Origin of the sequence: Leptolyngbya sp. DQ-M1 (assembly GCF_039962505.1) — a bacterium.
Lineage (GTDB): Bacteria > Cyanobacteriota > Cyanobacteriia > Leptolyngbyales > Leptolyngbyaceae > Leptolyngbya.
The window spans coordinates 149916-175365 of record NZ_JAMPLJ010000003.1 but is presented as its reverse complement, the minus strand read 5'-3'; the positions used below and the strand labels follow the sequence as shown (position 1 = coordinate 175365).

28 protein-coding genes are annotated in these 25450 nt (G+C 47.9%); 10 read left to right on the top strand and 18 right to left on the bottom strand.

What is annotated here, in order from left to right:
* The first annotated feature begins 68 nt into the window (after positions 1-68).
* From NC981_RS10610 to NC981_RS10600, 3 genes are all read left to right on the top strand, one after another.
* The gene (locus tag NC981_RS10610; protein ID WP_348242807.1) at positions 69-485 is read left to right on the top strand and encodes a XisH family protein; all 417 of its coding nucleotides are present in this window, start codon (positions 69-71) and stop codon (positions 483-485) included.
* Positions 473-814: a XisI protein gene (locus NC981_RS10605; protein WP_348242806.1), complete on the top strand. Its 342-nt coding sequence runs from the start codon at positions 473-475 to the stop codon at positions 812-814. Before NC981_RS10610 ends, NC981_RS10605 begins: the two co-directional genes overlap by 13 nt.
* A 1001-nt stretch (positions 815-1815) precedes the next feature.
* Complete coding sequence (locus tag NC981_RS10600; RefSeq protein WP_348242805.1) at positions 1816-2400, top strand: Uma2 family endonuclease; 585 nt, start codon at positions 1816-1818, stop codon at positions 2398-2400.
* Between the two features lie 62 nt (positions 2401-2462).
* Here NC981_RS10600 and NC981_RS10595 read toward each other — a convergent pair whose 3' ends face one another.
* The 5 genes from NC981_RS10595 to NC981_RS10575 form a co-directional block, all read right to left on the bottom strand.
* Positions 2463-3725: a SufS family cysteine desulfurase gene (locus tag NC981_RS10595; protein ID WP_348242804.1), complete on the bottom strand. Its 1263-nt coding sequence runs from the start codon at positions 3723-3725 to the stop codon at positions 2463-2465.
* A gap of 3 nt (positions 3726-3728) precedes the next feature.
* The gene (sufD, locus tag NC981_RS10590; protein WP_348242803.1) at positions 3729-5054 is read right to left on the bottom strand and encodes a Fe-S cluster assembly protein SufD; all 1326 of its coding nucleotides are present in this window, start codon (positions 5052-5054) and stop codon (positions 3729-3731) included.
* Complete coding sequence (gene sufC / locus NC981_RS10585; protein ID WP_348242802.1) at positions 5051-5833, bottom strand: Fe-S cluster assembly ATPase SufC; 783 nt, start codon at positions 5831-5833, stop codon at positions 5051-5053. Before sufC ends, sufD begins: the two co-directional genes overlap by 4 nt.
* A 150-nt stretch (positions 5834-5983) precedes the next feature.
* Complete coding sequence (sufB, locus tag NC981_RS10580) at positions 5984-7420, bottom strand: Fe-S cluster assembly protein SufB (protein ID WP_348242801.1); 1437 nt, start codon at positions 7418-7420, stop codon at positions 5984-5986.
* 51 nt (positions 7421-7471) lie between these two features.
* Positions 7472-7813, bottom strand: a complete 342-nt coding sequence (locus tag NC981_RS10575; RefSeq protein WP_190377501.1) for a ferredoxin thioredoxin reductase catalytic beta subunit — start codon at positions 7811-7813, stop codon at positions 7472-7474.
* A 281-nt stretch (positions 7814-8094) separates the two neighbouring features.
* Between NC981_RS10575 and sufR the strand changes: the two genes are divergently transcribed.
* A complete protein-coding gene (gene sufR, locus NC981_RS10570) occupies positions 8095-8727 on the top strand; it encodes an iron-sulfur cluster biosynthesis transcriptional regulator SufR (protein WP_348242800.1) in 633 nt (210 codons plus the stop codon).
* On the opposite strand, the gene NC981_RS10565 is transcribed toward sufR, so the two are convergent.
* From NC981_RS10565 to NC981_RS10550, 4 genes are all read right to left on the bottom strand, one after another.
* A complete protein-coding gene (locus tag NC981_RS10565; RefSeq protein ID WP_348242799.1) occupies positions 8715-9425 on the bottom strand; it encodes a gamma-glutamyl-gamma-aminobutyrate hydrolase family protein in 711 nt (236 codons plus the stop codon). The genes sufR and NC981_RS10565 overlap by 13 nt on opposite strands.
* A gap of 78 nt (positions 9426-9503) precedes the next feature.
* Positions 9504-10286: an ABC transporter permease gene (locus NC981_RS10560; protein ID WP_348242798.1), complete on the bottom strand. Its 783-nt coding sequence runs from the start codon at positions 10284-10286 to the stop codon at positions 9504-9506.
* Positions 10283-11071 carry an ABC-2 family transporter protein gene (locus tag NC981_RS10555; protein WP_348242797.1) on the bottom strand — a complete coding sequence of 263 codons (789 nt, stop codon included), beginning with the start codon at positions 11069-11071 and terminating at the stop codon, positions 10283-10285. The genes NC981_RS10560 and NC981_RS10555 overlap by 4 nt, the downstream gene beginning before the upstream one ends.
* Before the next feature lie 45 nt (positions 11072-11116).
* Positions 11117-11788, bottom strand: coding sequence for a GntR family transcriptional regulator (locus NC981_RS10550; RefSeq protein WP_348242796.1), 672 nt, complete (start codon positions 11786-11788; stop codon positions 11117-11119).
* A 148-nt stretch (positions 11789-11936) separates the two neighbouring features.
* On the opposite strand from NC981_RS10550, the gene rnhA reads away from it, so the two are divergent.
* Positions 11937-12749 carry a ribonuclease HI gene (gene rnhA, locus NC981_RS10545; RefSeq protein ID WP_348242795.1) on the top strand — a complete coding sequence of 271 codons (813 nt, stop codon included), beginning with the start codon at positions 11937-11939 and terminating at the stop codon, positions 12747-12749.
* Positions 12750-12803: 54 nt separating this feature from the next.
* On the opposite strand, the gene NC981_RS10540 is transcribed toward rnhA, so the two are convergent.
* Together NC981_RS10540 and NC981_RS10535 are read right to left on the bottom strand one after the other, a co-directional pair.
* Entirely contained in the window at positions 12804-13205 is a 402-nt protein-coding gene (locus NC981_RS10540; protein ID WP_199298585.1) for a ChaB family protein, read from the bottom strand.
* Between the two features lie 118 nt (positions 13206-13323).
* On the bottom strand, positions 13324-14187 hold the full coding sequence (locus NC981_RS10535; RefSeq protein WP_348242794.1) for a DUF6671 family protein: 864 nt from the start codon (positions 14185-14187) through the stop codon (positions 13324-13326).
* A gap of 252 nt (positions 14188-14439) precedes the next feature.
* On the opposite strand from NC981_RS10535, the gene NC981_RS10530 reads away from it, so the two are divergent.
* A complete protein-coding gene (locus NC981_RS10530) occupies positions 14440-15453 on the top strand; it encodes a 30S ribosomal protein S1 (protein WP_190377513.1) in 1014 nt (337 codons plus the stop codon).
* Between the two features lie 74 nt (positions 15454-15527).
* Positions 15528-16415, top strand: coding sequence for an HAD family hydrolase (locus NC981_RS10525; RefSeq protein ID WP_348242793.1), 888 nt, complete (start codon positions 15528-15530; stop codon positions 16413-16415).
* Here NC981_RS10525 and NC981_RS10520 read toward each other — a convergent pair.
* Positions 16401-16790, bottom strand: coding sequence for a response regulator (locus NC981_RS10520; RefSeq protein WP_348242792.1), 390 nt, complete (start codon positions 16788-16790; stop codon positions 16401-16403). The two genes, NC981_RS10525 and NC981_RS10520, sit on opposite strands and share 15 nt — an antisense overlap.
* Before the next feature lie 303 nt (positions 16791-17093).
* On the opposite strand from NC981_RS10520, the gene NC981_RS10515 reads away from it, so the two are divergent.
* From NC981_RS10515 to NC981_RS10505, 3 genes are all read left to right on the top strand, one after another.
* Positions 17094-18914 (top strand): peptidoglycan DD-metalloendopeptidase family protein, encoded by a 1821-nt coding sequence (locus tag NC981_RS10515; RefSeq protein ID WP_348242791.1) that lies wholly within the window; start codon positions 17094-17096, stop codon positions 18912-18914.
* A gap of 382 nt (positions 18915-19296) precedes the next feature.
* Entirely contained in the window at positions 19297-19503 is a 207-nt protein-coding gene (locus tag NC981_RS10510; RefSeq protein WP_190377516.1) for a chlorophyll a/b-binding protein, read from the top strand.
* Between the two features lie 237 nt (positions 19504-19740).
* Positions 19741-20058, top strand: a complete 318-nt coding sequence (locus NC981_RS10505) for a hypothetical protein (protein ID WP_190377517.1) — start codon at positions 19741-19743, stop codon at positions 20056-20058.
* A 52-nt stretch (positions 20059-20110) separates the two neighbouring features.
* Here NC981_RS10505 and NC981_RS10500 read toward each other — a convergent pair whose 3' ends face one another.
* The 6 genes from NC981_RS10500 to NC981_RS10475 all read right to left on the bottom strand — a co-directional run bounded on the left by NC981_RS10500 (position 20111) and on the right by NC981_RS10475 (position 24775).
* Positions 20111-20722, bottom strand: coding sequence for a 7-carboxy-7-deazaguanine synthase QueE (locus tag NC981_RS10500; protein WP_348242790.1), 612 nt, complete (start codon positions 20720-20722; stop codon positions 20111-20113).
* Positions 20723-20724: 2 nt separating this feature from the next.
* The gene (locus NC981_RS10495) at positions 20725-21114 is read right to left on the bottom strand and encodes a 6-carboxytetrahydropterin synthase (protein WP_190377519.1); all 390 of its coding nucleotides are present in this window, start codon (positions 21112-21114) and stop codon (positions 20725-20727) included.
* 100 nt (positions 21115-21214) lie between these two features.
* Positions 21215-22528, bottom strand: a complete 1314-nt coding sequence (locus tag NC981_RS10490; protein ID WP_348242789.1) for an APC family permease — start codon at positions 22526-22528, stop codon at positions 21215-21217.
* 64 nt (positions 22529-22592) lie between these two features.
* The gene (locus NC981_RS10485) at positions 22593-23087 is read right to left on the bottom strand and encodes a DUF427 domain-containing protein (RefSeq protein WP_348242788.1); all 495 of its coding nucleotides are present in this window, start codon (positions 23085-23087) and stop codon (positions 22593-22595) included.
* Between the two features lie 20 nt (positions 23088-23107).
* Positions 23108-23983, bottom strand: coding sequence for a peptide chain release factor N(5)-glutamine methyltransferase (prmC, locus tag NC981_RS10480; RefSeq protein WP_348242787.1), 876 nt, complete (start codon positions 23981-23983; stop codon positions 23108-23110).
* A 12-nt stretch (positions 23984-23995) separates the two neighbouring features.
* Entirely contained in the window at positions 23996-24775 is a 780-nt protein-coding gene (locus tag NC981_RS10475) for a Tic22 family protein (RefSeq protein ID WP_348242786.1), read from the bottom strand.
* Positions 24776-25450 lie beyond the last annotated feature (675 nt).

Sequence of the window (25450 nt, the reverse complement as noted above, 5' to 3'; positions counted from 1 at the left end):
CTTGAAAGGGAGCGATCGCGCTTTTTGCTATCAAAAACTTTCTACAAACCAAGAAAAACCTGTAAACCATGCCTGCCAAAGATTTGTATCACGATGCGATGAAAAATGCTTTGAGCAAGGATGGTTGGATAATTACAAAAGATCCGCTGACGATTGAATACGAAGAAATTCAGGTTTATGCAGATATGGCAGCAACAAAGCTATTTGCGGCTGAACGGGATGCTAGGAAAATTGCAGTAGAGGTTAAAAGCTTTATTAGTCCTTCTCCAGTTCGAGATTTAGAACTTGCACTGGGGCAGTACATTATCTATCGTAGTTTTCTCACGCTTACTGATCCTGATCGACAAGTCTATCTCGCAATTCGTGAAGAAGTTTTTAACAGCTTCTTCCAGCTCAAAGCAATTCAAACCATAATTGAGCAGAACCAAATTTTCCTGATCGTGATCGACACTACAAACGAGGTCATTGTGCAATGGACAAACTGATCCAGTACCGGACGATTATTAAACAAGTTTTGACTGGTTATCAGAATCTAGTTCCACATTCTCCCGATGATGAAGTCGAAAGCTTACTGGCATTCGATGAGGAGCGTGATCAGTATCTCTGGTTTCGATCGGGTTGGCAAAACAAAAAAAGAGTTCGACACATCACAATTTACATCCGAATCAAAAACGCTAAGGTTTGGGTTGAAGAAGATTGGACAGATTTATGCGTTGTAGACGATTTACTTACAGCAGGAATTCCGGCGACAGACATTGTGCTTGGATTTCAACCACCGGACGTTCGGCAGTATACAGATTTTGCGATCGCGTAATCTCAGAACGATTGATGTTCGACTGCTGACTTCGATCTCTAAACAATTTTGCAATTAATTTGCGAATCACGAAATTAATTCTGCAAATTTCGGTTAATCTGGCTCTAGATCCAAAGAAAGATCGATGGTTCTGATTACCGGGTGTAGCGTGGTGGATAAACATAAGCCGAAAGATGGCGCTGATAGTGATATGGCTGATTTCGATTTCTAAATAAATTTGCAATTAATTTGCGAATTACAAACCCAATCCCGCAAATTCTGGTTAATCTAGCTCTAGATCGAAAGGAAGGTCGATTTTTCAATTGAATAAGAAGAAGACCTGGTTGGAATAAGCCAGGTCTTTGTCTTTCGAGGGCTGCTTCTGTTTAATATTGGTTTTATGGAGAAAAATGTTTAATAACGAATGCGAGCAAAATTTTATATCAAACAGTACGGAATCAGACTGTAGAAGAAAGTTGAGAACTGCAAAGTTAGCACCAAACAATAGGAGATTAGACCATATGAGAGAAAAATCGAGAACCACAATGAAAAGAAAATTGAAAAATATTTTCATAGCTGCGTCGGTATCAGTTATAGCTTGCGGTGCCTTTACGTTTACGGCAAATATTAATAAAATATTAATAAAAATATTCACAACTCCGAAAACTACTCCAGTAACGTCACTAGAGATAACAATAGTAAAGCTAACAGCAGTGAAACAACTTCAGATAATAGTTCTACCATCATTAATAACAATCAGAAGTACACCTATATTATTAACCAGCCCGAAAGAGATTCCTCTCGCGATAACAAGATTGCTGAAGATTGCCCATGTCAAAGCTCTACATCACAACCTGCTCAGCTAAATAGATGTAGTAAGCTTAAAGGCAGTCTGCCAAGCGAAAAGCAGAAATAAGAGACTAGGTGCGTGCTTGCTTCTCAAGGGGGCGCGCCCTATATTTCTATAAGCAAAATCACGATCGAATCACTTACGATTAATCTAGCAGCGTTCAGCAAGTGCCATGACCTTCACAACGCCTGAAGCTTCGATAAAGTTGACTCTTGCGTTAACAGACGACCAGTTTTTTCAACTGTGCCAAGACAATCGGGATTTGCAGTTTGAGCGCACAGCATTGGGAGAAATCATCATTATGCCGCCGACTGGAAGCGAGTCAGGACGACGCAACACTAAAATTACAACGCAAATAGACAATTGGAATGAGCAAACCCAACTCGGAGAAGTTTTCGATTCCTCCAGCGGGTTTACACTTCCGAATGGCGCAAGTTATGCTCCCGATGCAGCTTGGATTCGACGAGAACGATGGGAAGCCCTAACGCCGGAACAACAGGAAAAATTTGCGCCCATTTGTCCTGATGTGGTGATTGAATTGCGGTCTAGAACTGACTCGTTGCCAAAACTGCAAGCGAAGATGCGCGAATACATTGAAAACGGAGCAAAGTTAGGTTGGTTGCTCGATCGACAAAATCAGTGCGTTGAGGTTTATCGCCCTGAAAGAGAAACAGAGATATTGCAAGCCCCTACAACAATCTCGGCTGACGATATTTTGCCTGGATTCACATTAGACCTACAAAAGATTCTCTATTAGCCACACTAAAAAGCGCGATCGTTCCACTTCAAAAACGATCGCGCTCCCTATCTCACATAAACTTAGCCCAGAATGCCGCCGAAGAAGTCGATCGTCTCTTTCAACGCTTCAATGAATCGATCGATCTCCTCGCGAGTATTGTAGAAATACAAACTAGCGCGAGCAGTCCCCGGAGCCTGCAACAATCGGTGTAATGGCTGAGTGCAGTGATGCCCAGATCGGATCGCAATGCCTTCTTGATCCAGCAAAGTCGAAAGATCATGAGGATGTAATGCCCCGGCTGTAAAAGAAGCTAAAGCGGCTCGCCCTCCACCGTCTGCATCTGGCTTGGGTCCGTAGATTCGCAAATTCGGAACTTCTGAAAGTCGCTGGAATAGATATGCTGTCAACTCTTCTTCGTAAGCTCGAATCTTGTCCATGCCGATATTGGTGAGATAGTCAACCGCAGCACCGAGCGCGATCGCTTCTGCAATCGCCGGAGTCCCCGCTTCAAACTTGTGCGGCAAATCAGCATAAGTCGAATGATCTAAATACACATCGGCAATCATCTCACCACCACCGAAAAACGGAGGCATCGATCGTAAAACGTCCAGCTTGCCGTACAAGAACCCGATTCCGGTCGGAGCGCACATTTTATGACCGGATGCGACGAGCCAATCACAATCGATCGCTTGCACATCTACAGGCATATTTGGCACCGCCTGACACGCATCAATCAGAACCTTCGCCCCAATCTTGTGTGCTTCTGCACAAATCTCACGCACCGGATTAATGCAGCCAAGCGTATTGGAAACATAAACGACTGAGACAAGCTTCGTTTTCTCAGATAACAATGACTTGTAATGCTCAAAGTCAAAGCCTTCCGATTCATTCAACTGAACGTGCTTGATCACAGCCCCTGTTCGCGCTGCAATCAACTGCCAGGGCACCAGATTGCTATGATGCTCCATCACAGACAGAACAATCTCATCGCCTGCCTGCAAATTATTCAACCCCCAAGCATAGGCAACAATATTGATCGCTTCACTCGCATTCCGGGTGTAAACGATCTCCTGCCGTGATGCTGCATTTACAAACGCTGCAACTTTATCCCGCGCTGCTTCGTAAGCATCAGTCGCTCTTGCACTCAAGGTATGTGCGCCGCGATGCACATTGGCATTGTCATGCTCATAATAGTGGCGCAGAGCATCGAGAACCGCGATCGGCTTCTGAGAAGTCGCAGCATTGTCGAGATACACTAGCGGCTTGTCATGAATCCGCTCATTCAGAAGCGGGAAGTCCGATCGCACTTGAGCAGCGAGGGTTTTTTCTTGCAGGAAAGTCATGGCTTAGGTGTGTTGGGAACGAATGAATGCAGAGAGTCGATCACGCAAGGTCGGAACTGGAATCTGGTCAATGATTTCGATCGCAAAGGCATAAGTCAGGAGCTTACGCGCTGAGTCTTGATCAATACCACGACTCTGGAGATAAAACACTTCGTCATCTTCAAGCTGACTGACTGTCGCACCATGAGCGCACTTGACGTTATCTGCAACAATCTCTAACTGAGGCTTGGTATCAACTCGCGCTTTCGGAGATAACAATAAGTTGCGGCTCAATTGTCTCGCGTCGGTTTGCTGTGCGGCTTGAGGAACGAAAACCTTACCATTAAAGATTGCATGGGCACGATCGCTCGCAATGGTCTTATTGACTTGATTGCCCACACCATAGGGCTTACTCAGCGATAGCAAACTGTGTGTATCGCCGATGCGATCGCCATCAATCACGGTCAAACCATTCAGCGTCGTCTCGGTCTGCTCCCCGGTCTGATAGACATCTAGATTGTGTCGAGAAAGTCTGCCGCCGAAATTCACAGCAGTGCAGGAATAACGAGAATCTCTCGCTTGCGAAACAGCAGTCCTACCAATGTGAAAGGCAGCATTGCTATCCCTCTGAACTCTAGTATGACGAACTTCTGCGTTTTCTGCGACCGCAATCTCCGTAACGGTATTGGTGAAATATGCGCCCTCAGTCAAGCTGACAAAATCTTCGATTAGCGTGACTCGACTTCCAGTTTCCGCAATCACACACACACGTGGTTGAACGATCGCTTCCGCTTGAGTTGAGACAAACAGCAAATGAATCGGAACCTCAACATCTTGGTTTCTCGGCACAAAGACGATCGCGCTATCCGTCAAGCTTGCAGTGTTCAAAGCGGTGAAGACTTCATCTTCTCCAGGAAGTTTAGCAATATAGTCTTTCACAGATGGCATTAATTCCAAGACTGTTTCAAGATTACTCACCACTACGCCATCAGGTAGATCGTCGATCGCAGACAAATCCGCCGCAAATACGCCATCAACAAAGACTAATCGCGAATTCGTTGTTTCTGGTAGCAGAAAAGCTTCAATCTGCGGAAAGCTTAAACTCGCAGGTTCAGCAATTTTCAGCGACAGCGATAACAAATCAGAAACGTCTGTAAAACGCCATTCTTCGTCGCGAGTTGAGGGAATGGCTCGATCGTGAACCGATGCCGCCGCACGATCGCGAATGTCTTGGAATTTGGAATTGGGCGATCGTAAATTTAGTAATTGGTTGAAGTAAGTGGCGCGATCAATGGTTGCGATCGTGCCTGAATTTCCAATTTCAGAAACGGCTGAAACTTCTACCATCATGCACCTACCGTTTCACCTTCAACAACCCAGTCATACCCTTTCGCTTCAAGCTCTAGCGCCAGTTCCTTACCGCCACTCAGCAGAATTCGTCCATCTGCCATGACGTGAACAAAATCAGGCGTAATGTAATTCAATAAGCGCTGATAGTGCGTGATCACAAGCGTTGCATTTTCTGATGTCGTAATTGCGTTCACACCATTTGCAACGACTTTCAACGCATCGATATCTAAACCAGAATCGATCTCATCCAAAATGCCTAATTTTGGCTCTAACAATGCCATTTGCAGAATTTCATTCCGCTTCTTCTCGCCACCCGAAAAGCCTTCGTTCACGCTACGAGAAAGAAAGCCTGCATCCATCTTGAGCAACTCTAATTTGGAATGCACCACATCATCAAAATCAAACGCATCCAACTCTTCTAAGCCTTCCTGCTTGCGTTTCGCGTTATATGACACGCGCAAGAAATCTACATTCGTCACGCCCGGAATTTCTAGTGGATATTGGAATGCCAAAAACACACCCGAAGTCGCCCGCTCATGCGGTTCGAGTTCGAGTAGATCCTGCCCATGAAACAAAATCTCTCCGCCTGTCACCGTGTAAGCGGGATGCCCTGCCAGAATCTTAGAAAAGGTACTTTTTCCCGATCCATTCGGGCCCATAATCGCGTGAATCTCACCTGCTTTAATTTCGAGATTCATGCCCTTCAAAATCGGTGTGCTATCAATCTCAGCAGTTAGATTCTTAACTGACAGAATTACTTCACCATTTTCAACAATCATGCGCTCCCTCCTAACTGCTGTGTCCTACTTCAATACTGTCTTGGCGCGATCAAGACTTTTAGATTTCACTTTTAGATTTCATAGTTAAAAGGATTGGAAATCAGCACATCCAATCCTACGGGTGAACTGCCATGTCGATCGCGCTAGTAATTAACCCACACTACCTTCGAGCTTCAGGCTGAGAAGCTTATCCGCTTCGACTGCAAACTCCATCGGCAACTGATTAAACACATCCTGACAGAAACCGCTAATCATCATCGAGATTGCATCTTCTGGAGAAATGCCGCGTTGAGCAAAATAGAACAACTGGTCTTCCCCGATCTTTGAGGTCGAAGCTTCATGCTCCACCTTGCCTTGATTGTTCTGCACCTGAATGTACGGGAAAGTATTCGCTTGAGCACGATCGCCAATCAGCATTGAGTCGCACTGCGAATAGTTCCGCGCACCCTTCGCTTGAGGAGAAATCTTCACCAAGCCGCGATAGCTATTTCTCGACTGACCCGCCGAAATCCCTTTCGAGATAATTGTGCTGCGAGTATTCTTGCCGACGTGAATCATCTTGGTTCCGGTGTCCGCCATTTGATGATTGTTCGTCAGCGCCACCGAGTAGAATTCACCGACGGAATTATCCCCAACCAAGACACAACTCGGATACTTCCAAGTGATCGCTGATCCGGTTTCTACCTGCGTCCAGGAAATCTTAGAATTCACACCTTTGCACATTCCGCGCTTGGTAACGAAATTAAAGATACCGCCCTTGCCTTCTGCATCTCCTGCGTACCAGTTCTGCACGGTCGAATACTTGATGTCAGCATTATCGAGTGCTACCAACTCGACAACCGCAGCATGAAGCTGATTCGAGTCGTACATCGGGGCAGTACAGCCTTCGAGATAGCTCACTTGGGCACCTTCTTCTGCCACGATCAATGTCCGCTCGAACTGGCCCGACTCGCCATTATTGATGCGGAAATAGGTCGAGAGTTCCATCGGGCACTTTACGCCTTTGGGAATGAACACAAACGACCCATCACTAAACACCGCAGAGTTCAAAGCGGCGAAATAGTTATCGGCAGACGGAACCACACTACCCAGATACTTCTGAATCAGATCCGGATGCTCCTTCACCGCCTCAGAGAACGAACAGAAGATCACGCCGTCTTTCGCCAGCTTCTCTTTAAATGTCGTCGCGATCGACACGCTATCAAAAATCGCATCTACGGCAACATTGCTCAAGCGCTTCTGCTCAGACAAAGAAATCCCCAGCTTCTCGAAGGTTTCGAGCAGTTCGGGATCGACTTCATCGAGGCTCTTTTTCTTCTCGCTGACCTTGGGAGCCGAATAGTAAATGATGTTTTGATAATCGATCGGCGCGTAGCCAAACTTCGCCCAATTTGGCTCAGTCATCTTCAACCACTGCCGATACGCCTTTAACCGGAAATCGAGCAACCATTCCGGCTCTTCTTTCTTGGCAGAAATCAAACGAATGACATCCTCGCTGAGTCCACGCGGAATCGTTTCGGACTCGATATTCGTGACGAAGCCATACTTGTACGGCTGATTAACGAGCGTTTGGAAGGTTGATGTCATGGCTAGATGTAGTGTTCTCTGTTAGAGGATGAAGGGAGCGATCAATCGGTCTTAACCAAGATTGGTATGCTTGCGAATCTCGTCGAAGGTGATATCTTGTCTTTCGCCTGCAAAGTCATTGTCGGGGGTGAGGAACAGCATACAGTGACATTCCTTGCGCTCACGCATCGGCACACAAGGGCAATTCCAGTAAGCAGCAGCGACCTCGGCTTCTTTGTCTTCGTAGTGCCGACAAGGGCAGAGCGGCGATCCCAAATCTTCCTTGTGCTTCGCCAAGCCTTCGATTACGACGGCAGTGACACCGGGATCAACACAAAAGTAGGTGCCTGTCCGCTTCGCATATTGCTCGGAGAAGTGGCGCATGGCTTCGAGTTGCTTATCTGAGGCTTGCATAAGTCGTGTCCGTAGGAATGAACTGAAAAGCTGTACATCTAATGGATCTTATTACTAAAGCAACACCGATGTTGCGATAGGATCGAGAAAACCTGGACTTGCTCTCGGCAAGCTATAATTTAAACAACTTTATTGTTGCTTATTTCTATTGTAGATTACTTTAGCAACATGAGGGTTGTCAAAGTGGATCTCTCTATCAGTTTCTCTATTTTTGACGGACGAGAGAACGCTAGAAATTCGAGTAAGCTAACGTTACGAATCGTTGACGTGAGACCCCAACCATGACCACGACTCAGCAGCCTTCGACGAAACAGGATATTCTGCATCACCTTCTGAGGCAGGGTGAATCGACCGCGCAAGAGTTGGCGGAACGGTTGCAGGTCAGTCCGCAAGCGATTCGGCGGCACTTGAAAGACTTAGAAACCGAGGGTTTGATCGTTCACAAAGCGATTCAAGTGGGTATGGGTCGCCCGAATTATCTGTATGAACTAAGTCGTGAAGGTCGATCGCAGTTTCCCGATCGCTACGATGATTTTGCCGTGTCGCTGCTTGGAACTTTAGCGGAAACGGTCAGCAAGGATCAAATGAAGTCGATCTTGCAGAAACAATGGCAGCGAAAAGCGATCGAATATCGGGAGCGCATCGGAACGGGTTCAGTGGCGGAACGGGTGGAGAATTTAGTCAAGCTCCGGGTTTCAGAAGGATACATGGCAGAATGTCATCGGATCGAGCCGAATCAATTCGTGCTGACGGAATATCACTGTGCGATTGCGCAAATCGCAGAGTCGTTTCCCAGTGTGTGTGGACACGAGTTGGAAATGTTCGCGATCGCGCTGCCGGATTGCAAAGTGGAGCGGACTCACTGGCAGGTTAACGGTGAGCATCGCTGTGGATACTTGATTCAAGCAGGGTGACGCTGACAAGCTGAAACGAAAGCTTGAAAGAATCGCTGATGCGCGGGGTCTTCCATTGACAATTCTGGATGCCATTGCAGCGCGATCGCCCAAGGGTGAGATAAATGCTCGATCGCTTCGATCACGCCATCACTCGCTCTTGCTGCTAGTTGCCAATCTGAACTAAATTCAGCGATCGCTTGATGATGCCAAGACACAATATTCAATCGAGATTCTGAGAGCAATTGAAACAAGCGGCTTTCTGGCAGAATTTCGACATGGTGAGGAATCGGGCGGCGTGGCTGATCTAATCGATGATCGATCTCGTCTCCAAACACCTCAGGAATGTGCTGAATTAGATTTCCGCCTGTTGCAACGGTTAGCACTTGCATTCCTCGACAAATTCCCAAAACTGGAATTTCTCGTAGCAGCGCTAATTTTGCCAATGTGATCTCGAAGGTATCGCGATCGTCATCAATTCCATAAATCGTCGGGTGATCTTCTCCGTTGTAGTGAATCGGATGAATATCGCCACCACCAGACAAAATTAATCCGTCCAACACATCGAGCAAGGAGTCAGGATTTGATTGTGTAGGCGGTAGTAGGATGGCATTTCCACCGACCGATCGAACGGCATCAACATAAGTTCCAGGAAGGACAACTTCACCTGCTGTATTTCTGCTGTGGCAGGTAATTCCGATAAGCGGAGTGCGAGTCATGGGTTAAGGGTACGAGCATCGATGGCACTAGCTTAACGAGATTCAAGCCGTTCGATCGAGTACATTCGCTACCTTTTGCTAACTTGATGCACTGGTGTAGAACCGGAGCGCAAATCGCCAGAAAAAGCGCGACACAAATAAAAGCACGATCGCTAAAATCCCCGCCCCGATGATCCAGCCAAACTCGGTGCGTCCTAACATTGCTTCGGCTGGAATCGTGGTAAGAAATGCAACCGGAACAATAAACGTGAAAAAGAATTGATAAGCGATCGGATAAGCTGCCATCGGATATCGTCCTGCTTCGATCAATCCGCGCAATACTTCAGTTACATTGTAGATTTTGACAAACCAAATGCTAGTCGCGCCTAACATGAACCACAAGCTATACAAAATTGCTAATCCAAATACCAATGGAATTAGACTAATTAAGTAAGCGCTGGGTCGAATGCCAAGTTTACCACCCGCATAGAAAATGACGATCGCACCAAACAAAATATCCGGCAATCCCCAAGGCGAAATCGTGTGCCCCGATAACCAAAACTGAGAACTAATTGGTTTAAGCAATACAAAATCGAGTGTCCCTTCTTGCACATGACGGACAATTCGATTCAGATTGGGCGCGAGAAACGTACCAGAAAAGCCCTCTAATAGCGTGAAAATTCCCACCACGATCAAGGCTTCTTCCCATTGCCAGCCTGCAAATGTATAGCCTGTCTGATAAAACAAGAACAATCCGAACAAGCTTCCAACCAGCCCGCCGAGACTGGTAAATGCAGAGATGACGAAGTTAATTCGGTACTCCAATTCAGCCGCGATCGCAGTCTGCCAAAACAATTTCAAAACCTGAAAATACCGTTTCATGCCCCCATCCCCGAATATTGCTTCAAACCTTGCCGCCATAGCCAACGATTCAGCACAAAGAATCCTGCACTCCAACCGATCATGACGAGAAATCCTTGCGTCAAATTCGTCGGCAGTCCTACGAGAATACTGGCAGGAAAGTTAACGAGATAAGGGAATGGCGTAAATAATGCGATCGTTCTCACCACAGGCGGAAACACCTCCAATGGTGCAATCACACCAGAGAGAAATAGATAAAACAGAAACCAAAATTCTTGTAGCGAACTTGCTCGCTCTGTCCAAAACGCTAGTAATGCTAACGTATATTGAATCAAAAAATTCAACGTGAATGCTAATGCGATCGACAATGCGAATAAAATCGCCGCTGGAAAGCTTGGAACCCAGATCGCAGCCGGATACAGGAAGAAAAACAGAACAATCAGTAAAAGTGCGAAGGGAATTCGGGCAAATCGTTCTGCTACATGAGAAAAGACATGATGCCACACCGGATCGATCGGCTGCAATAACCGCAGCGATAATTTACCTTCAACGACTTCGCGCTCAAACTCCCAAATCACCCAAACTACAGTTAATTGCCGTACCAAGAAAACTGCTAAAAAGTACCGCGCAAAATCAGTCGAAGATAATCCAAAATTACTCTGGCCCGCCGCTTGCGTCCACACTCCCATCAAAATAATCGGCAGCGATCCCGAAAGCACCCACAAGAGTAGTTCTGCTCGATATTCCACCATGTAGGCGTAATATACCAGCAGCAAAGTTTTAATCACCCGAAAAAGCCGCTTCATGTCCTTTAAACTTCTTGACTGATACTCATGCTAGTTGGAAAAGTTTTAAGTTTCCTGCTTCAATCGTTCGATTTCGTGAATCACACGATCGCGGCTTGCTAACAGATGCGACACGATCGTATTCACTGCCTGACCGGTGTTACGGGATGAGATCGCGTTGTAAATCTCTCGATGTTCCTGCCGGATCTCTAACACTTGAGGATTGTGCTGTAGTGTTTGAATCCGCAAGAGTGCCATTTGATCAAACACTTGATCAAGTAGCGAAGTCAGCCATTGATTTCCGGAGCTGCGGGCGATCGAGCGATGAAATTGATAATCCAAATTCAGCAACTCCGCATTCGTCGAATGCGATCGCTGTGCTTGTTCTGCGGCAACCACTAACTCGTGCAGCGCTGCAATGTCTTTATCACTTGCATTTTTACAAGCTCCAGCAACCGCAAGCTGCTCTAAAGCAATGCGGCAAGTGTAAAGCTGCTCGGCATCTTGCATCGATAAAGTGGCAACTCTGAGCGTTCCGGCGCTGTCGATCGTGATTAAATTCTCTTGCTGAAGTTGGCGAATCGCTTCTCGAATCGGGGTACGACTAACTTGGAGCTGCTTCGCAAGCTGAGTCTCGACCAATCGCGTTCCAGAAGGGATCTCACCGGATAGAATTGCCGATCGCAGTGCTTGATACGCTTGCACCTGCAAAGATTGCCGACGAGCAAGGGGAGCCATCTGCTCAGATTCGCCGGAGCGTGAAGATCGATCTAATCGTTCATTGCCTGACTGCAAGCTACCCTTCCCTTAACTCGACTGAAACACTTTACTCTGAAATATACATTGAGCGCGAATACGGTAGTCTAGATCAGCTTTGGAATTGACCATGACTTCTCGCACAATTCAGAAAATCTACACCGATGGCGCTTGTTCCGGAAATCCAGGGCCAGGCGGTTGGGGCACAGTCGTTTACTTCACCGATGGAGCCGTGCAGGAACTTGGGGGATACGAGCCGGAAACCACTAACAATCGCATGGAGATGCAAGCCGCGATCGCGGCACTCGACTTTTACCGCGCTTCGGGACAGTCCCAAGTTGTCGCCCTCTACACTGACAGCGAATATGTGAAAAACGGGATTACTAAATGGTTGTCCGGCTGGAAGAAAAAAGGTTGGAAAACCTCGACCGGAAAACCTGTGTTGAATCAGGATCTTTGGGAACAACTCGACGAACTCGACTCCCCTAAAGTGGAGTGGCGCTATGTGCGCGGACATTCGGGAGATCCGGGTAACGAGCGCTGTGATGTCATTGCTCGATCGTTTTCCCTGGGCAAACAGCCCCCCCTTAAAACCCCTGATACCCCACTTCCAACTTCCCCACTCCCCACTTCCCCACTCTCCACTTCCCCAGCGTTAGAAGCTCCTATGACTGATGCCTCACAGCCCATTGATTCACCGGACAACCTTCCCCGCGAAGTCCGAGTCGAGCAGCTTCGCAACTTGGTCGATACGCTGCACATGGCAGATGAAATCGCCAGTAAAGGCTATCTGATTAGTAGCTCAGAGCTTGCAGACTTGATGGACATCAATGCGAATGCTGTTACCAGCCGTGGGGATCACTGGGTTTGGCGCAATTGGGTGGTTTCAAGAGTGCGACGAGAAGGCAATCAGATTCTCTGGCAGCTAGAGCGAGTGGATTAGAAACGCAAAAACTCCGACTTAGACAGCCGGAGTTTGATTGAGGCGCAATCGACTCTAGCTTGCGCTACCACCGACCCCAGAACCGAGGGTGCGATCGCCAGGCTCGCTCTTACGGTGCCAGCTTCCATCTTCACTACGATTGAAGCCCTGCTTAACGCTGCTCCAAGCCACCTGCATTGCAGCTTCACGGCTTAGCCCATCATGCTGAGAGTTCTTAAACGCGGTCATAAAGACTTGATCTGCACCGTCCAAGAGCTGATCAGTCACTTCAGCAGGTAGGCTTTCATTTTCTTCGTCAACGTCGTCACGCTGAGCCGCAATTTTATCGGGCGTAGATTTCGGCGTTGCTAAGTTGGCTTGCTCTTCAGGGGTGTCAACGCTATTAACAGCTTCTAGCTGCATATCTTCGGCACTAATCTGGGGATTAGATTGAGTCCGTTCGCTTCCAGTTGGCATAATGTATAACTCCTAGTTGTTAAATCTGGAATCATCCTAGGGGGATCAATTTCTATTCACATCTTTCAAAAGAAAGTTTGTCTCAGAATTGATCTCTATCTGTCTACGGAGATCGTTGTTACGGATTGCAGTAGGAGCAGTACATTGGTTCGGCAGTTCGTTTTTCATCTGGATAAAGCTTATCTTGCTCAAATCCACATTTCTGGCATTGATAAGTCTTGGCTAAAACTAAATCGGTCGGACTGCCGCACCAATCACAAGGTAAGCCCCGCTTCACTGTCGATGCTGTAAATCCGGGCGTTGAGCAGTTTGGACAGCATTGTTTGAGCTTTTCAACGAGATCACGGGTCGCTTGCCCGATCGCTTTCATGCGCGTGGGATTATGCATCGCTCGCATATCTGTCTCAATGTGGATGCTTCCCGTTTGCGATCGTGCCAACGCAATCGATACTGCTTCTCGTAATTGATCAAACTCTGCAATACTTTTAACAATGTCTGCTCGATCAATTGAATCCTTGCGAACCATAACAACTAATTTATGGTCTGGAAAACCTGCCTTCATCGCAAATTCATACGCTTCTTCAAAACTAGAAATGCTACGGTGATTGAAATTTGTTTCGGTTGAGATCGCCTCTCCAATCACTTCTAAACCGTTTAACTGATCAATCAACACAATCACTTCACGATTGCAAGGCAGCATCGGCAACGCAGGATAAGGGGCAAAACTGCCCTCAGAGGCGATCGCTAAATCCATGCCCGTCTGTTCGAGTGCAGACAGCGCTTTTCTTCTTGCAGCCTCTAATTGATCCCCCGATCGTGTAATTTCTCGCGTAAATGTGCCAAACTGATCAGTATTGAAATTCTTTGGAACATGAATTTTTAAGCCAAGTTCGGGTTCTAGAACAGGCGCGATCGCAACCTCTTTATGGTGCATCGTTGCGAGGACTGCGACTCGATTTTGGAACAGATGAGAAGAAGACATGGGCGAAGAAATCCTAAGCGATGTCGATCGTATCGTGATTATTTTCGCTTAATAAAATCATCAAAGAACTTGAGAAACAGAAGATCCGGTTCACCCCGAATTGGGTTATGATGATGCTTCTGAATACTTAATGCGTCTAAATAGATCGCGGCTGAAAAAATCATCAGCGATCGAAGGTGTCGGCTGCACATCTTGTGTGCGTTGCATCGATAGGAGGCAAATTTTAACGGAGACAACTGGGAAACGTTTAGCATGGTCAATCAGAACACAGTAGCGATGGATGTTGGTTTCACTCACGAGGATTTCGCGGCTTTACTGGATAAATACGACTATCACTTCAGTCCGGGAGATGTCGTCGCGGGAACCGTGTTTAGCTTAGAGCCAAGAGGCGCTTTGATTGACATCGGTGCGAAAACAGCGGCATATATTCCGATCCAGGAAATGTCGATCAATCGCATTGATGCCCCGGAAGAAGTGTTGCAGTCGAACGAAACACGCGAATTTTTCATCCTCGCTGATGAGAATGAAGATGGTCAGTTGACCCTCTCTATTCGACGCATTGAGTATATGCGGGCTTGGGAACGAGTGCGCCAACTTCAAGCCGAAGATGCTACGGTACGATCGCTCGTATTTGCGACCAACCGGGGCGGTGCGCTGGTACGGATTGAGGGCTTACGTGGATTTATTCCCGGTTCTCACATTAGCACTCGGAAGCCGAAGGAAGAATTAGTCGGTGAAGAGTTGCCGCTGAAGTTTTTGGAAGTGGACGAAGAGCGCAACCGTTTGGTTCTGAGCCATCGTCGTGCGCTGGTTGAACGCAAGATGAACCGCTTGGAAGTCGGCGAAGTCGTAATCGGTACGGTACGGGGCATCAAGCCTTACGGTGCGTTTATCGATATCGGCGGAGTCAGCGGTCTATTGCACATTTCCGAAATCTCCCACGATCACATCGATACGCCGCATAGCGTGTTCAATGTGAATGATGAAGTGAAAGTCATGATCATCGATCTTGATGCAGAGCGGGGACGGATTTCGCTTTCAACCAAGCAGCTTGAACCGGAACCCGGCGACATGGTGAAGAACCCGCAAGTGGTTTACGACAAAGCTGAGGAAATGGCAGCGAAGTACCGCGAGAACATGAAGCAGCAGCAAGGCGGTGCAGCCCCTGCGATCGAGATTCCGGTTGCAATTGATGCTCCAGCCGCAACTGAGGAAGAGATTGAGGTTGAGATCGAGGCAATTCCTGAAGCGATCGAAGCTGAATAATTCAGTTACACAATTAACTTAAATGAGAGGGAGCAATCCCTCTTTTTTTATGGAGATATGGCTTTTATCGAGATATGGCAAGCATTGTTTGTAACGGCGTTCGCTTTGATGCGATCAGAGCGGTGATTTTCGATAAAGACGGCACACTTGCAGATTCCCGTCAATATTTGTGGCATTTGGGAGAAAAACGGGCAGATGCGATCGTTCAGGCGCTAAAAACTGCGTCATTTGAAAAATTCTGGCTCCGGCCTGGACGGAATGTGCCCCCTAAATTCCCTAAAACGGGGGACTTCAAACCTGTTCTCGTTCAAAGTCCCCCATTTATGGGGGATTTAGGGGGCGACCCGACTTCACAAACGCAGCAAATCAATTCCATCGACCTCGCCCTAAAAACTGCAATTCTCGAAACGTTCGGATGCAATCAAACCTCGATCGATCCGGCTGGACGATTAGCTGTCGGAACACGCGAGGAAAATGAAATCGCGATTGCATCTCTAATTGCAGAAACAGGATACAACCTGAATCAAGCACGATCGCTTGTTCATGCTGCCTTTCTCGCTGCCGATCAACAACTCCCCCGCAAAGCCCCACTAACCCCTCTCTTTGTAGGTGTAATCGAGCTAGTGAAATCACTGAGTCCTCTGAAACTTGGAATTCTCTCAAGTGACACGGAGGCGAATATTCAAGACTTTGTAGAAACCTATCAATTGTCGCCCTACTTCAGCGCGATCGTCGGTGCTCAGACGGGAATCAGTAAACCTAATCCAAAACTACTGGCACTTGCTTGTGAGGCGTTAAACATTGAGCCAGAAACAGCTTTAGTAATTGGAGATACGAGTGCAGACACAAAACTCACTCCTCGTTCGATCGGGGTGACTTGGGGCGGAAGCACGATCGAACAGCTTGACAATGTGGCTGCGGTCGCTGATCAACCCGCTGACATTCAGTTATGCCGCATTTGAGTGAAAGTTTGTGTAGATTGAGACTTTGTTGAGGAGTTCGTCAAAATCGATCGGCTTGCGGATCAAGTCGTTCGCGCCGATTTCGCGGTAAGGTCTCTGAAAATATTCATCGTGGGCAGTTAACAGCACGATCGGCAACGATGCAAACCGCTCATTTTGTCGAACTTGGCGAGTCACATCGTACCCATTCAGACCGGGCATCATAATGTCGAGTAGAACCAGATCAGGATTAGTTTGCTCGATTTTGTCTAGGGCAGCCCTCCCGCTTAGTGCAGTTTCAACAGTGTAGCCCTCCGCCTCTAGGATCGTCTGTAGCAGAATTAGGTTGTCTGCTACATCATCCACAATTAGAACTCGGTGGTTAGTTGACAGCATGATCAAGGGCGTTTCTCACAAACGGATACAGGCAATATCAGTCGCTTAGTTCACCAGGATACTGCTTTCTGGAATACTATCTGCTCTAACCGTGGATGGATTTTCGCAAGTGAATGGAGTAGAAGACTACTTTTGGGGTAGAAGAACAGCTTTATAGTTTCAGTCAAATTACTAGGTCTTTTGGGCAATTTTATGAAGATCCGATGAAGAAAGCCCTGAGATTAACCGAGCTTGTTCGTTTTTTCCTGAATCTTACGGAGGAATGTGTACTAGCTGGATGTCCCTCCATCGGCTGAATTCTTCATGATAGAACTCATCCCTACGCTGCTGGCTCAACAACCTTTAAAGCAGACAGCTATCCCGGCACAACCGATCGAGCCTAGTTCCCAGATTCAATCTCAATCTGCAACCCCGGCTGTAACTCCAGATTCACCGATCGCAATTCCGGAATCTGTTTTCGTTCCAGTCGTAGCCACTCCCAATCCATCTCCGACTGCCACGTCTGCTTCTCAAGCGGCTCCTGTAACCTCAAAGGTTGCATTACCAAAAGTCCCTCAAGCCCGCACCTCCCGCACAACTGTACAATCCATCCCACCCTCCAACCCGCAACCCCTGAATTCACAGACCGCTCCTAGAAATGAGCCTGTTGCACCAAAAGTTAGTTCAACGGCTCCGGTAAAACCGACGGAAAAGCCTGCTCCAAGTATCCCTTCACCTTCTATTACCGTTGAAACTCCTGCTCCGACTGAACAAGCCAAGCCTAGAACATCCAGCAGCATTGAGATTCCCGTTCCAAAGTCAGCAAACCAAGTTGCGCCAGAAGCTTCTCAATCTAGAGTATCCAGCAGCATCGAGATTCCTGTTCCAAAGTCAGCAAACCAAGTTGCGCCAGAAGCTTCTCAATCTAGAGCATCCAGCAGCATCGAGATTCCTGTTCCAAAGCCAGCAAACCAAGTTGCGCCAGAAGCTTCTCAATCTAGAGCATCCAGCAGCATCGAGATTCCTGTTCCAAAGCCAGCAAACCAAGTTGCGCCAGAAGCCTCTCGATCGGGGACACTCGATCGCATCGAAGTTCCTACTCCAAAACCTGCTGCTCAGACCGCTCCTCAGTCTCCCACCCAAGCGCAGAAACAACTTTTAGAACAGCGCCTTGCAGATATCGTCTCTAAAGATCGATCGGTTAAACAAGCGGCTCAGCGTGACACTTTAGTTGCTCGCGCTTACAGCTATGCAACTCAGCGACGATTTGAACAAGCCAGAAAACTGCTGCAAGACCCAGCCATTCCAGCCGAGGTACGGGAACAAATTTCAAGCAATATCAATTCCCTAGAATCTGCTAGTCGTGCGATCGGAGTTACGCCGATTAAAGTACCCGCCGCTAAACGGAATAACGCAGCGGTGATGAGAAGCTCTTCTACGGTGTCTCAGAGAATCCCGATCCGGGTTCCGCGCCCTCAGCAAGCGATTAGCATTCAAGTTCCAAGAGCAATCGGCTCCCTGCCCATTCAGCAAAGACCTCCTGCAACGGATTTCACGTCTCCGATCGCATCAGATGCTGCTAGCGAATACTCTAGTCAGGTGGTTAACCCAAAGAACCTGCAAGCATTCAATCGCAACTTACCTCGGTTAAATTCGACGAGTCAGATTGTTTACCCCTTACCTGAACCTGTTCCCGTCACTTCTCGATTTGGCTGGCGGCGGCATCCTGTGACCGGAGTTCGACGCTTTCATGCAGGCGTGGATTTGGGTGCAGGGCAGGGAACCCCTGTAATTGCATCGCGGGGCGGAAAAGTGAAAATCGCCGATCGTATGGGGGGCTACGGACTTGCGATCGTGCTACAGCAGTCCAATGGATCGCAAGATACCCTTTACGCCCACCTGTCCCAAATTTTCGTGCGTCCGGGGGAAACGATTCAGCCGGGAGCGATTATCGGGCGGGTTGGCAGTACAGGACTCTCGACAGGCCCACATTTGCATTATGAAGCGCGTCGCAAGACTAATTCTGGATGGGTTGCCGTTGATCCAGGAGGGCAGCTTGAGGCGGCACGCGCTCGATTAGTGCAGGCTCGGCGCATTGAAGTACAGTCCTCAGCGAATCGGGGGAGCCATAGCAATCCTATTTGATTTGTAAAACCTGGTTGATTGGATGAGATTGGGGAGATAGGGGCACTTCTCCCTATCTCCCCAATCTCATCAATGATTTAGGACTGCTTTTAGGACTGCTATAGATGGGCGCGAGGGGATTTGCGCTTCGATTCTGACGGATGTGTGCTTTCTGATGTGTGCTTCCTAAAGTCCCTATGAGCTAGGAGCTTTAAGAGTCGATTCGCATCTGACATCTGTGAAAAGACAGCGATCGTAGTAGATCAGGTCTATCAACAGCAAGAGCATTAGATTAACACCATAGAGATATGGAAAGTTGGGCTGTGCTTTCTAAGATGAAATCACGTTGCAAAACAACGTTACAAAACAAGATTTACAAAACACCTCTCTTGGAGCTACAACTATGCAATCTCGAAACAGCACCGATTTACCTCCTGTTGCAACTGAATATAACGGCAAAGACCGTAACGCTTTTCTCTTCGGCTGGAATCCTCAAGCAGAACTCTGGAATGGTCGCCTTGCAATGATTGGCTTCTTGGCCTATTTGGTTTGGGACTTGGCTGGATTCAGCGTTGTGCGTGACATCCTGCATTTGGTTAGCTATCGCTAAGTTAAAAAAAACGTAAGGCAAGACGGTTTAAAAGCTCCTGATACCGATCGTATCAGGAGCTTTTAGTTGTCATCAGTCTTGAGGCAGAAGATAAAGCTTAAAAGCACAGAGCGACACAAACTGATGATGCAGACATACGTACAAGAATTAACAGAACTTGTTACCTTTTGGCGATAAAAAAGAGACTCAGCATTTACAATATTAGTGAATTATTCGCTTAACAGTCTGAGAACGCAAATGGTGAATAGAAAATCCAATGCAGCAGTCAAAGTAAAAACAATGATGCTCGATCAAGCAGCGTCCTTGTTAGATGACCTGCCTGAAAAGCCCGAAGCAACGGTTTCACTCCGACAAGCGATCGAACTTCTACAAGACGATTTGCGGAGTTCGCTCGATAAAGGCTACGACTACGAAGAGTTGGCGGATGTGCTCGCAGAGCGCGGAATCGAAATTAGCCCTTCGACGCTGAAGCGATATTTGGCGCTGAGCCAAAAGGAGTCGGGTCGCCCCCGGCGGCGACGCACCCGACGGGCGAAAGCCGAAAGCGAAGAGTGAGAAGCGCTAGACCACAGAGAGTTCAAAGAGTCTAAACTGTGGTCTGTCAAGCTTATTGAACGCCCAATAGTTTGTGAGTCTGTAAACTGATTCGCCACTCCGGATGCTGTCTGACGTACTCGAAAATCAAATCCAAGCTTTCTTTGCGGCTCCATTCGGGCTGTAAATATCGTAGAACCCGATCGCGGACGTTCTGCGATTGCTGTTCTGCCCAGTCGAAATCCGCAGCTTCAGAAATCACGATTTTGAGTTCATCGGCATGAGGATAAACGCTTTCATGCGGGGGTTTAGATTGTTTCGGGGAAAGTGTGACCCAATCAAATTCGCCGCTAAATGGATGTGCGCCCGATGTTTCTAAATGTAGCCGTAACCCAGTTTGATGCAGCGTTTTTGTGAGTTGAGTTAGATCGTGCATTAACGGTTCGCCTCCGGTAATGACGACGATCGCCGGATTCGCCACGATCGCGCTCTGGGCTAGTTCGTCGATCGACTGTTGCGGGTGGCGTTTGGCGCTCCAGGATTCTTTGGTATCGCAGAACCAGCAGCCGACATCACACAGCGCTAACCGGATAAAAAAGGCGCTCGTTCCTGTCCAAGCGCCTTCACCCTGAACCGAATGGAAGGTTTCAACGATCGGGAGCGTTTGCTTAAGTTGCATCACCATGACTATTCATCCTCGTACTCTGCCCAAGAATTCGGAGTTTCAGAAACCGCAACTTTGAGCTTGATGTCAGTCGGAAGCTCTTTTTTCGTTTTGTCGTAGATGTACTTTGCGATCATTTCTGCGGTGGTGTCGTATCCTTCTGGCAGCACTTCATTCAGAACACAGTGATCGAGTCCCCCTTTGAAGACATCTTTTTTTGCCCAGCGCAATGTTCTAAAGTCTGCAACCATTACCGGATGCGGACAAAATTCTGAGGCGTGGAGTTGAGCCGCGATCGCGCTAATTCTCACGGTGTAGGTGTGACCGTGCATTCGTCCACAAGGACCGTCGTAATCGCGAATCCAGTGAGCCGCATTAAACGTAAATTCAGTGGATAAAGTCCATTTCGGCATAGGGTTTATGGGGCATATCTTTCTTATCCATGCTAAGAGATCGCGATCGTAAGACTCGGTTCCTGCACCGATTTGATCACGATCGCCGCATAAATGACGCTCAAGAGTCTGAGAGCGTCCCTCTCATGAACACATCCCGCAGCACAATCAGCAGCACTCCAACCGCCATAAATGCGAGTCCCAACCCGCGGCTTTCATTTGAGGCAAAGGCAATTAAACCTAAATTGAGCAACAGCGCTAGAACCGGAACGACGATCGGAACCCGAAATCCTCTAGTCTGCGGATCGCGTCGTTTAATCACAAGCAGCGAAACATTGACCAGACAGAACATCACAAGGATTAAGGTTGCAGTCGCACCCGCCAAGAGTTGAATCGTGCCTGAAACAGCAAGTGCGATCGCCATCGGAACAATCACTAGAAATGTACGGTAGGGGGTCGATCGCTCTGGATGCAATCTGCTAAACCAAGCGGGCAGTAAACCTTCACGCGACATTCCATAAATTAATCGCGACGCGGTCACAAAATTTAATAGCGCTGTATTCAGAACTGCGAACGCAGCAATCACCGTAAAAATAACGGGTGGGAAATTGGGTTGTGCGCGGCGTACTACATCTAGCAAGGGCGCTTTCGAGGCAGCCAACGCTGCTGGATCGAGTACCTGAACCGACAGCCACGAAACCAGAATGTAAACCACACCCGCAATGCTTAACGCAATCACGATCGCCCTTGGCACATCGCGTTCAGGATTTTTGGCTTCTTCCGCAACATTCACCAAATCCTCAAACCCGATAAAGGCATAGAACGCGAGCGCGGCTCCCTGGATTACGGCTGACCAACCGATCGACGGTTGCGCGGTTGCTGAAATTGCTGCCGTCGAATTCCCTCCCAGTAGAAAAGCGGATGTGACCAAGATGACAATGATCAGCCCCGAAACTTCGAGCGTTGTACAAACTACATTCAAGGCTGAAGACTCTTTCATGCCTCGAAAGTTCACGAAGGTCAGACCAGCAAACAGCGCTAGAATAATCAACCAGTCTGGCAATCCGGGCGCGATCGCAATTACATAGCCGGCGAACGCTCTAGAAATGGTTGCCATCGAAATAACGCAGGTGCAAAACATCAACCAGCCCACCAGAGTTGAGAGCCAGTTTGTCCGAAATGCCCGATGTACAAAGTAGGCAACGCCACCACTTTTGGGAAATCGACTACCCATTTCGGCATAGCTGAGTGCGGTAAATGCAGCAACGACCATTGCAAGAACGAACGAAGCCCAAACTAAAGCACCGGATAGTCCTGCAATTCTGCCAACGACTGCATAAATTCCAGCGCCTAGAATGTCTCCCACGCCGTAAATAACAAGCATGGGTAAACTAAACACACGCTTGAGTGAATCCGCTTCTGCATTGGGTTCCATAAGCTTTGCTCTTGTCTATACTTTCCGTAAGTATAGAGGGTTCGATCGACTCCTCTAGAGAGATTTACCAACCCCAAGATCCGGGTTCGCCTTTGAAAGGGCCTACCACATCGCTCGTAATCCAACCACCATAGAACTGTCCGGGTTGCGGTGTCACTTTCTCGCCATCGACATAACACGCATCCATTGGAGCAGCGTAAAAAGCGACATAATTTTGGATGGCGCTGAAGTTTGGAGTCGGAGTGCTGTAGTACCAAGCAACATCGATCGCTGTTTTATCCTCAACTTTGACGCTGTAATAGCTTCCTTGTCCTTTCCATTCGCAGAAAGTCGATCGACTCGATGGAATCAGATACTCTTGCTGAATGTCCTCCGGTGGAATGTAGTAGGTCGGTGGATGGCTGGTTTCAAGAACCCGCATTGCCCGTTCTGTGTCTACGATCGTCACACCGTTAAAAACGATCTGAATTCGCTTATTCGCAGGCTCTAAGCGAGGCGGACGGGGATAATTCCAGACCGATTCTTGTCCGGGCTGTGGCTGAATGGGAGTAGGACACATAGATATTATTTACATAGGTTTTACTTTCGGTAAGCGATCGCGAACCGTTCAATCCCAGCGAGGTCTTTGTGGATTGTAATGCGATCGTAGCTGCCTTGGGCTGAAAGCAGGGCTGCGATCGTATCGGCTTGCCCCATCATCATCTCGATCATCCAAACGCCGCCAGAAATTAAGTAATCTGGAGCCGTTTGAATCAAGTGCCGAATACTTTCCAAGCCATCAGTACCCCCATCTAAAGCTAAATGAGGTTCATGCAGTCTAACTTCTGGTTCGAGCGTTGAAACGGTTTCGGTGGGAATGTAAGGCGGATTGGAAACCACGCCGCTGAGCGAATGTTTTAGATGCGCGATCGGCTCAAACCAATTCCCTTGATAAAACTGAATCTTTGCGTTGAGCGATTCAGCGTTTGATTGTGCGATCGCTAAAGCTTCCTCACTGCGATCGACCGCATGAACTGTCGCACTGGGCAGCGATAACGCCAGTCCGATTGCGATCGCACCGCTCCCTGTTCCCAAGTCTACCCACTGACCCGCTTTGAGCCTGGAATCTTGAGCGATCGCAAAATCAATGAGCAATTCTGTTTCGGGTCGCGGGATCAGCACTCCGGGAGCAACTTTTAACTCAAAATTCCGCCACGGAGCAATACCTGCAAGATATTGAACAGGAGTGCGCTCCGCGATGCGTTGTTGCCATGCACGATCGAGATCGCTGAACGACACATTTGACGGAATCGCCTGATCGGGCTGCAAGCGCAAAAAAAGCCGATCGACTCCTGCCAGTTCTTGCAAGAGCCAATCGACTTCATCCGGGGAAATGTCCTGCGCGATCGACTGATTTTTTGCAGTCGATCGCCAGCGCCAAAGCTGAAGCCCAGGAATCAAGAAGTGATCTTTCATCCAGTGTTTTTTCTAACGTCTGGGCGCAGGTTGCGGTGCGGGTCTTTGCTGCGGTTGTTGGGGTCTTTGTTGTTGTTGCCGTTGCACAAATTCCAGCGTTTCTCTCGGTGGAATCAGCACAATCTTATCGAGTTGCGGATCTTTTTCTTTCTGCATCGCCTGCATCACGCCTTCGAGCGGAAAGACCTGGATATCAACCGTTTTAGCGAGATCCGGCTTTTGTTGCTTAAAGCGCTCGACAAGGGGCTGTAAGTCTTCTTTGCTAAAGAACATGGGGATTACAGACTGATTTCCTTCTTGAATCGTCAGAAATCCTTTGTCTTTACCTGCACGGGCAACAAACAGCGGCGTTCCATTGAACTGCGCCACATTCTGACCGCTCGCTTTGAGAATTGCTACCGCAGAATCAAGCTGTTGCTTGGTCGGGACATAGGCAAAATCAAGCTTGTCGGGCTTGCCTTGGCTGCCTTGATTCAGTTGATACACTTCTGCTAGCGACACGGGGACAACTCTGACATCCTTTGCCAGTGCTGGATTTCTTGTCTTCAAGTTTTCGAGAAAAGCGTTGGCATCTCTTTGGCTGATAAACACACCTGCCACCGGATTTCCTTTCTGACCGTTTGGCGGTTGAGCAACCAGCGGCGCACCTTGGTTATTGGCGATCGTAAACACAGGGACAACCTGTAGCTTTTGCTTAATCTGCTCTGGAGTCAGGGCGAGTGCTTGCAATCCGGCAAGCAGGGTTCCGCCTACCAGTGCCGCAGTTGTACTCCAACGAACCAATGATTTCATGTTTGCTCCTGGGTTCAAAAACGATACGTCAACTGAAATCTGAGGCGTTTACTGTCCCGTCGATTCGACTGCGATCGCCTTGATTCAATCGTTGCATCGAATCGGTTTTGTCTAGTTGTGTGACTCTAACCCTTGCAAATTAGTTTCCACACAAATCATTACAAACGTTCAGAATCCTGAACAATTCGTTAAACAATTCTCGGAAATATTAGCACCGTTTGGTCGGGTTGTGGCGTTCAACCTGAAATCATCGATGATTTAGCAATCGCACTGTCTACGTTCTACGCACTTCAAAGTCGCGAGGTTAGGGTTAGATCGAATACATGCAGGAGAAAATTTGCGGCTGAAAGAAACAATCGCCTAACGTTTTGTTAATTCAGGTTGTTTCATCATTCCCACGGGAAGCGAAGCAGAGAAACGACCCTTATCATGGGTACTTTCAGTGTGATCCGTGGGATTGATGGAATGGCTATGATGCTAACCTGATGCTAACCGCAGTAGGTTTAGCGATCGAGGTTGTCAGTACAGCAGCTTGATCGATTTCAGTGGAGTCAGCGATCATAGACAGCTTCCACGACTTCCACTTTCTTTTCTAGGAAAGCTTCTGCATGAACATGCTCTGAACGAATGCCGAGACTGTTAGCGATTTAGCTGTTAGCGATTTAGCATTGTTGC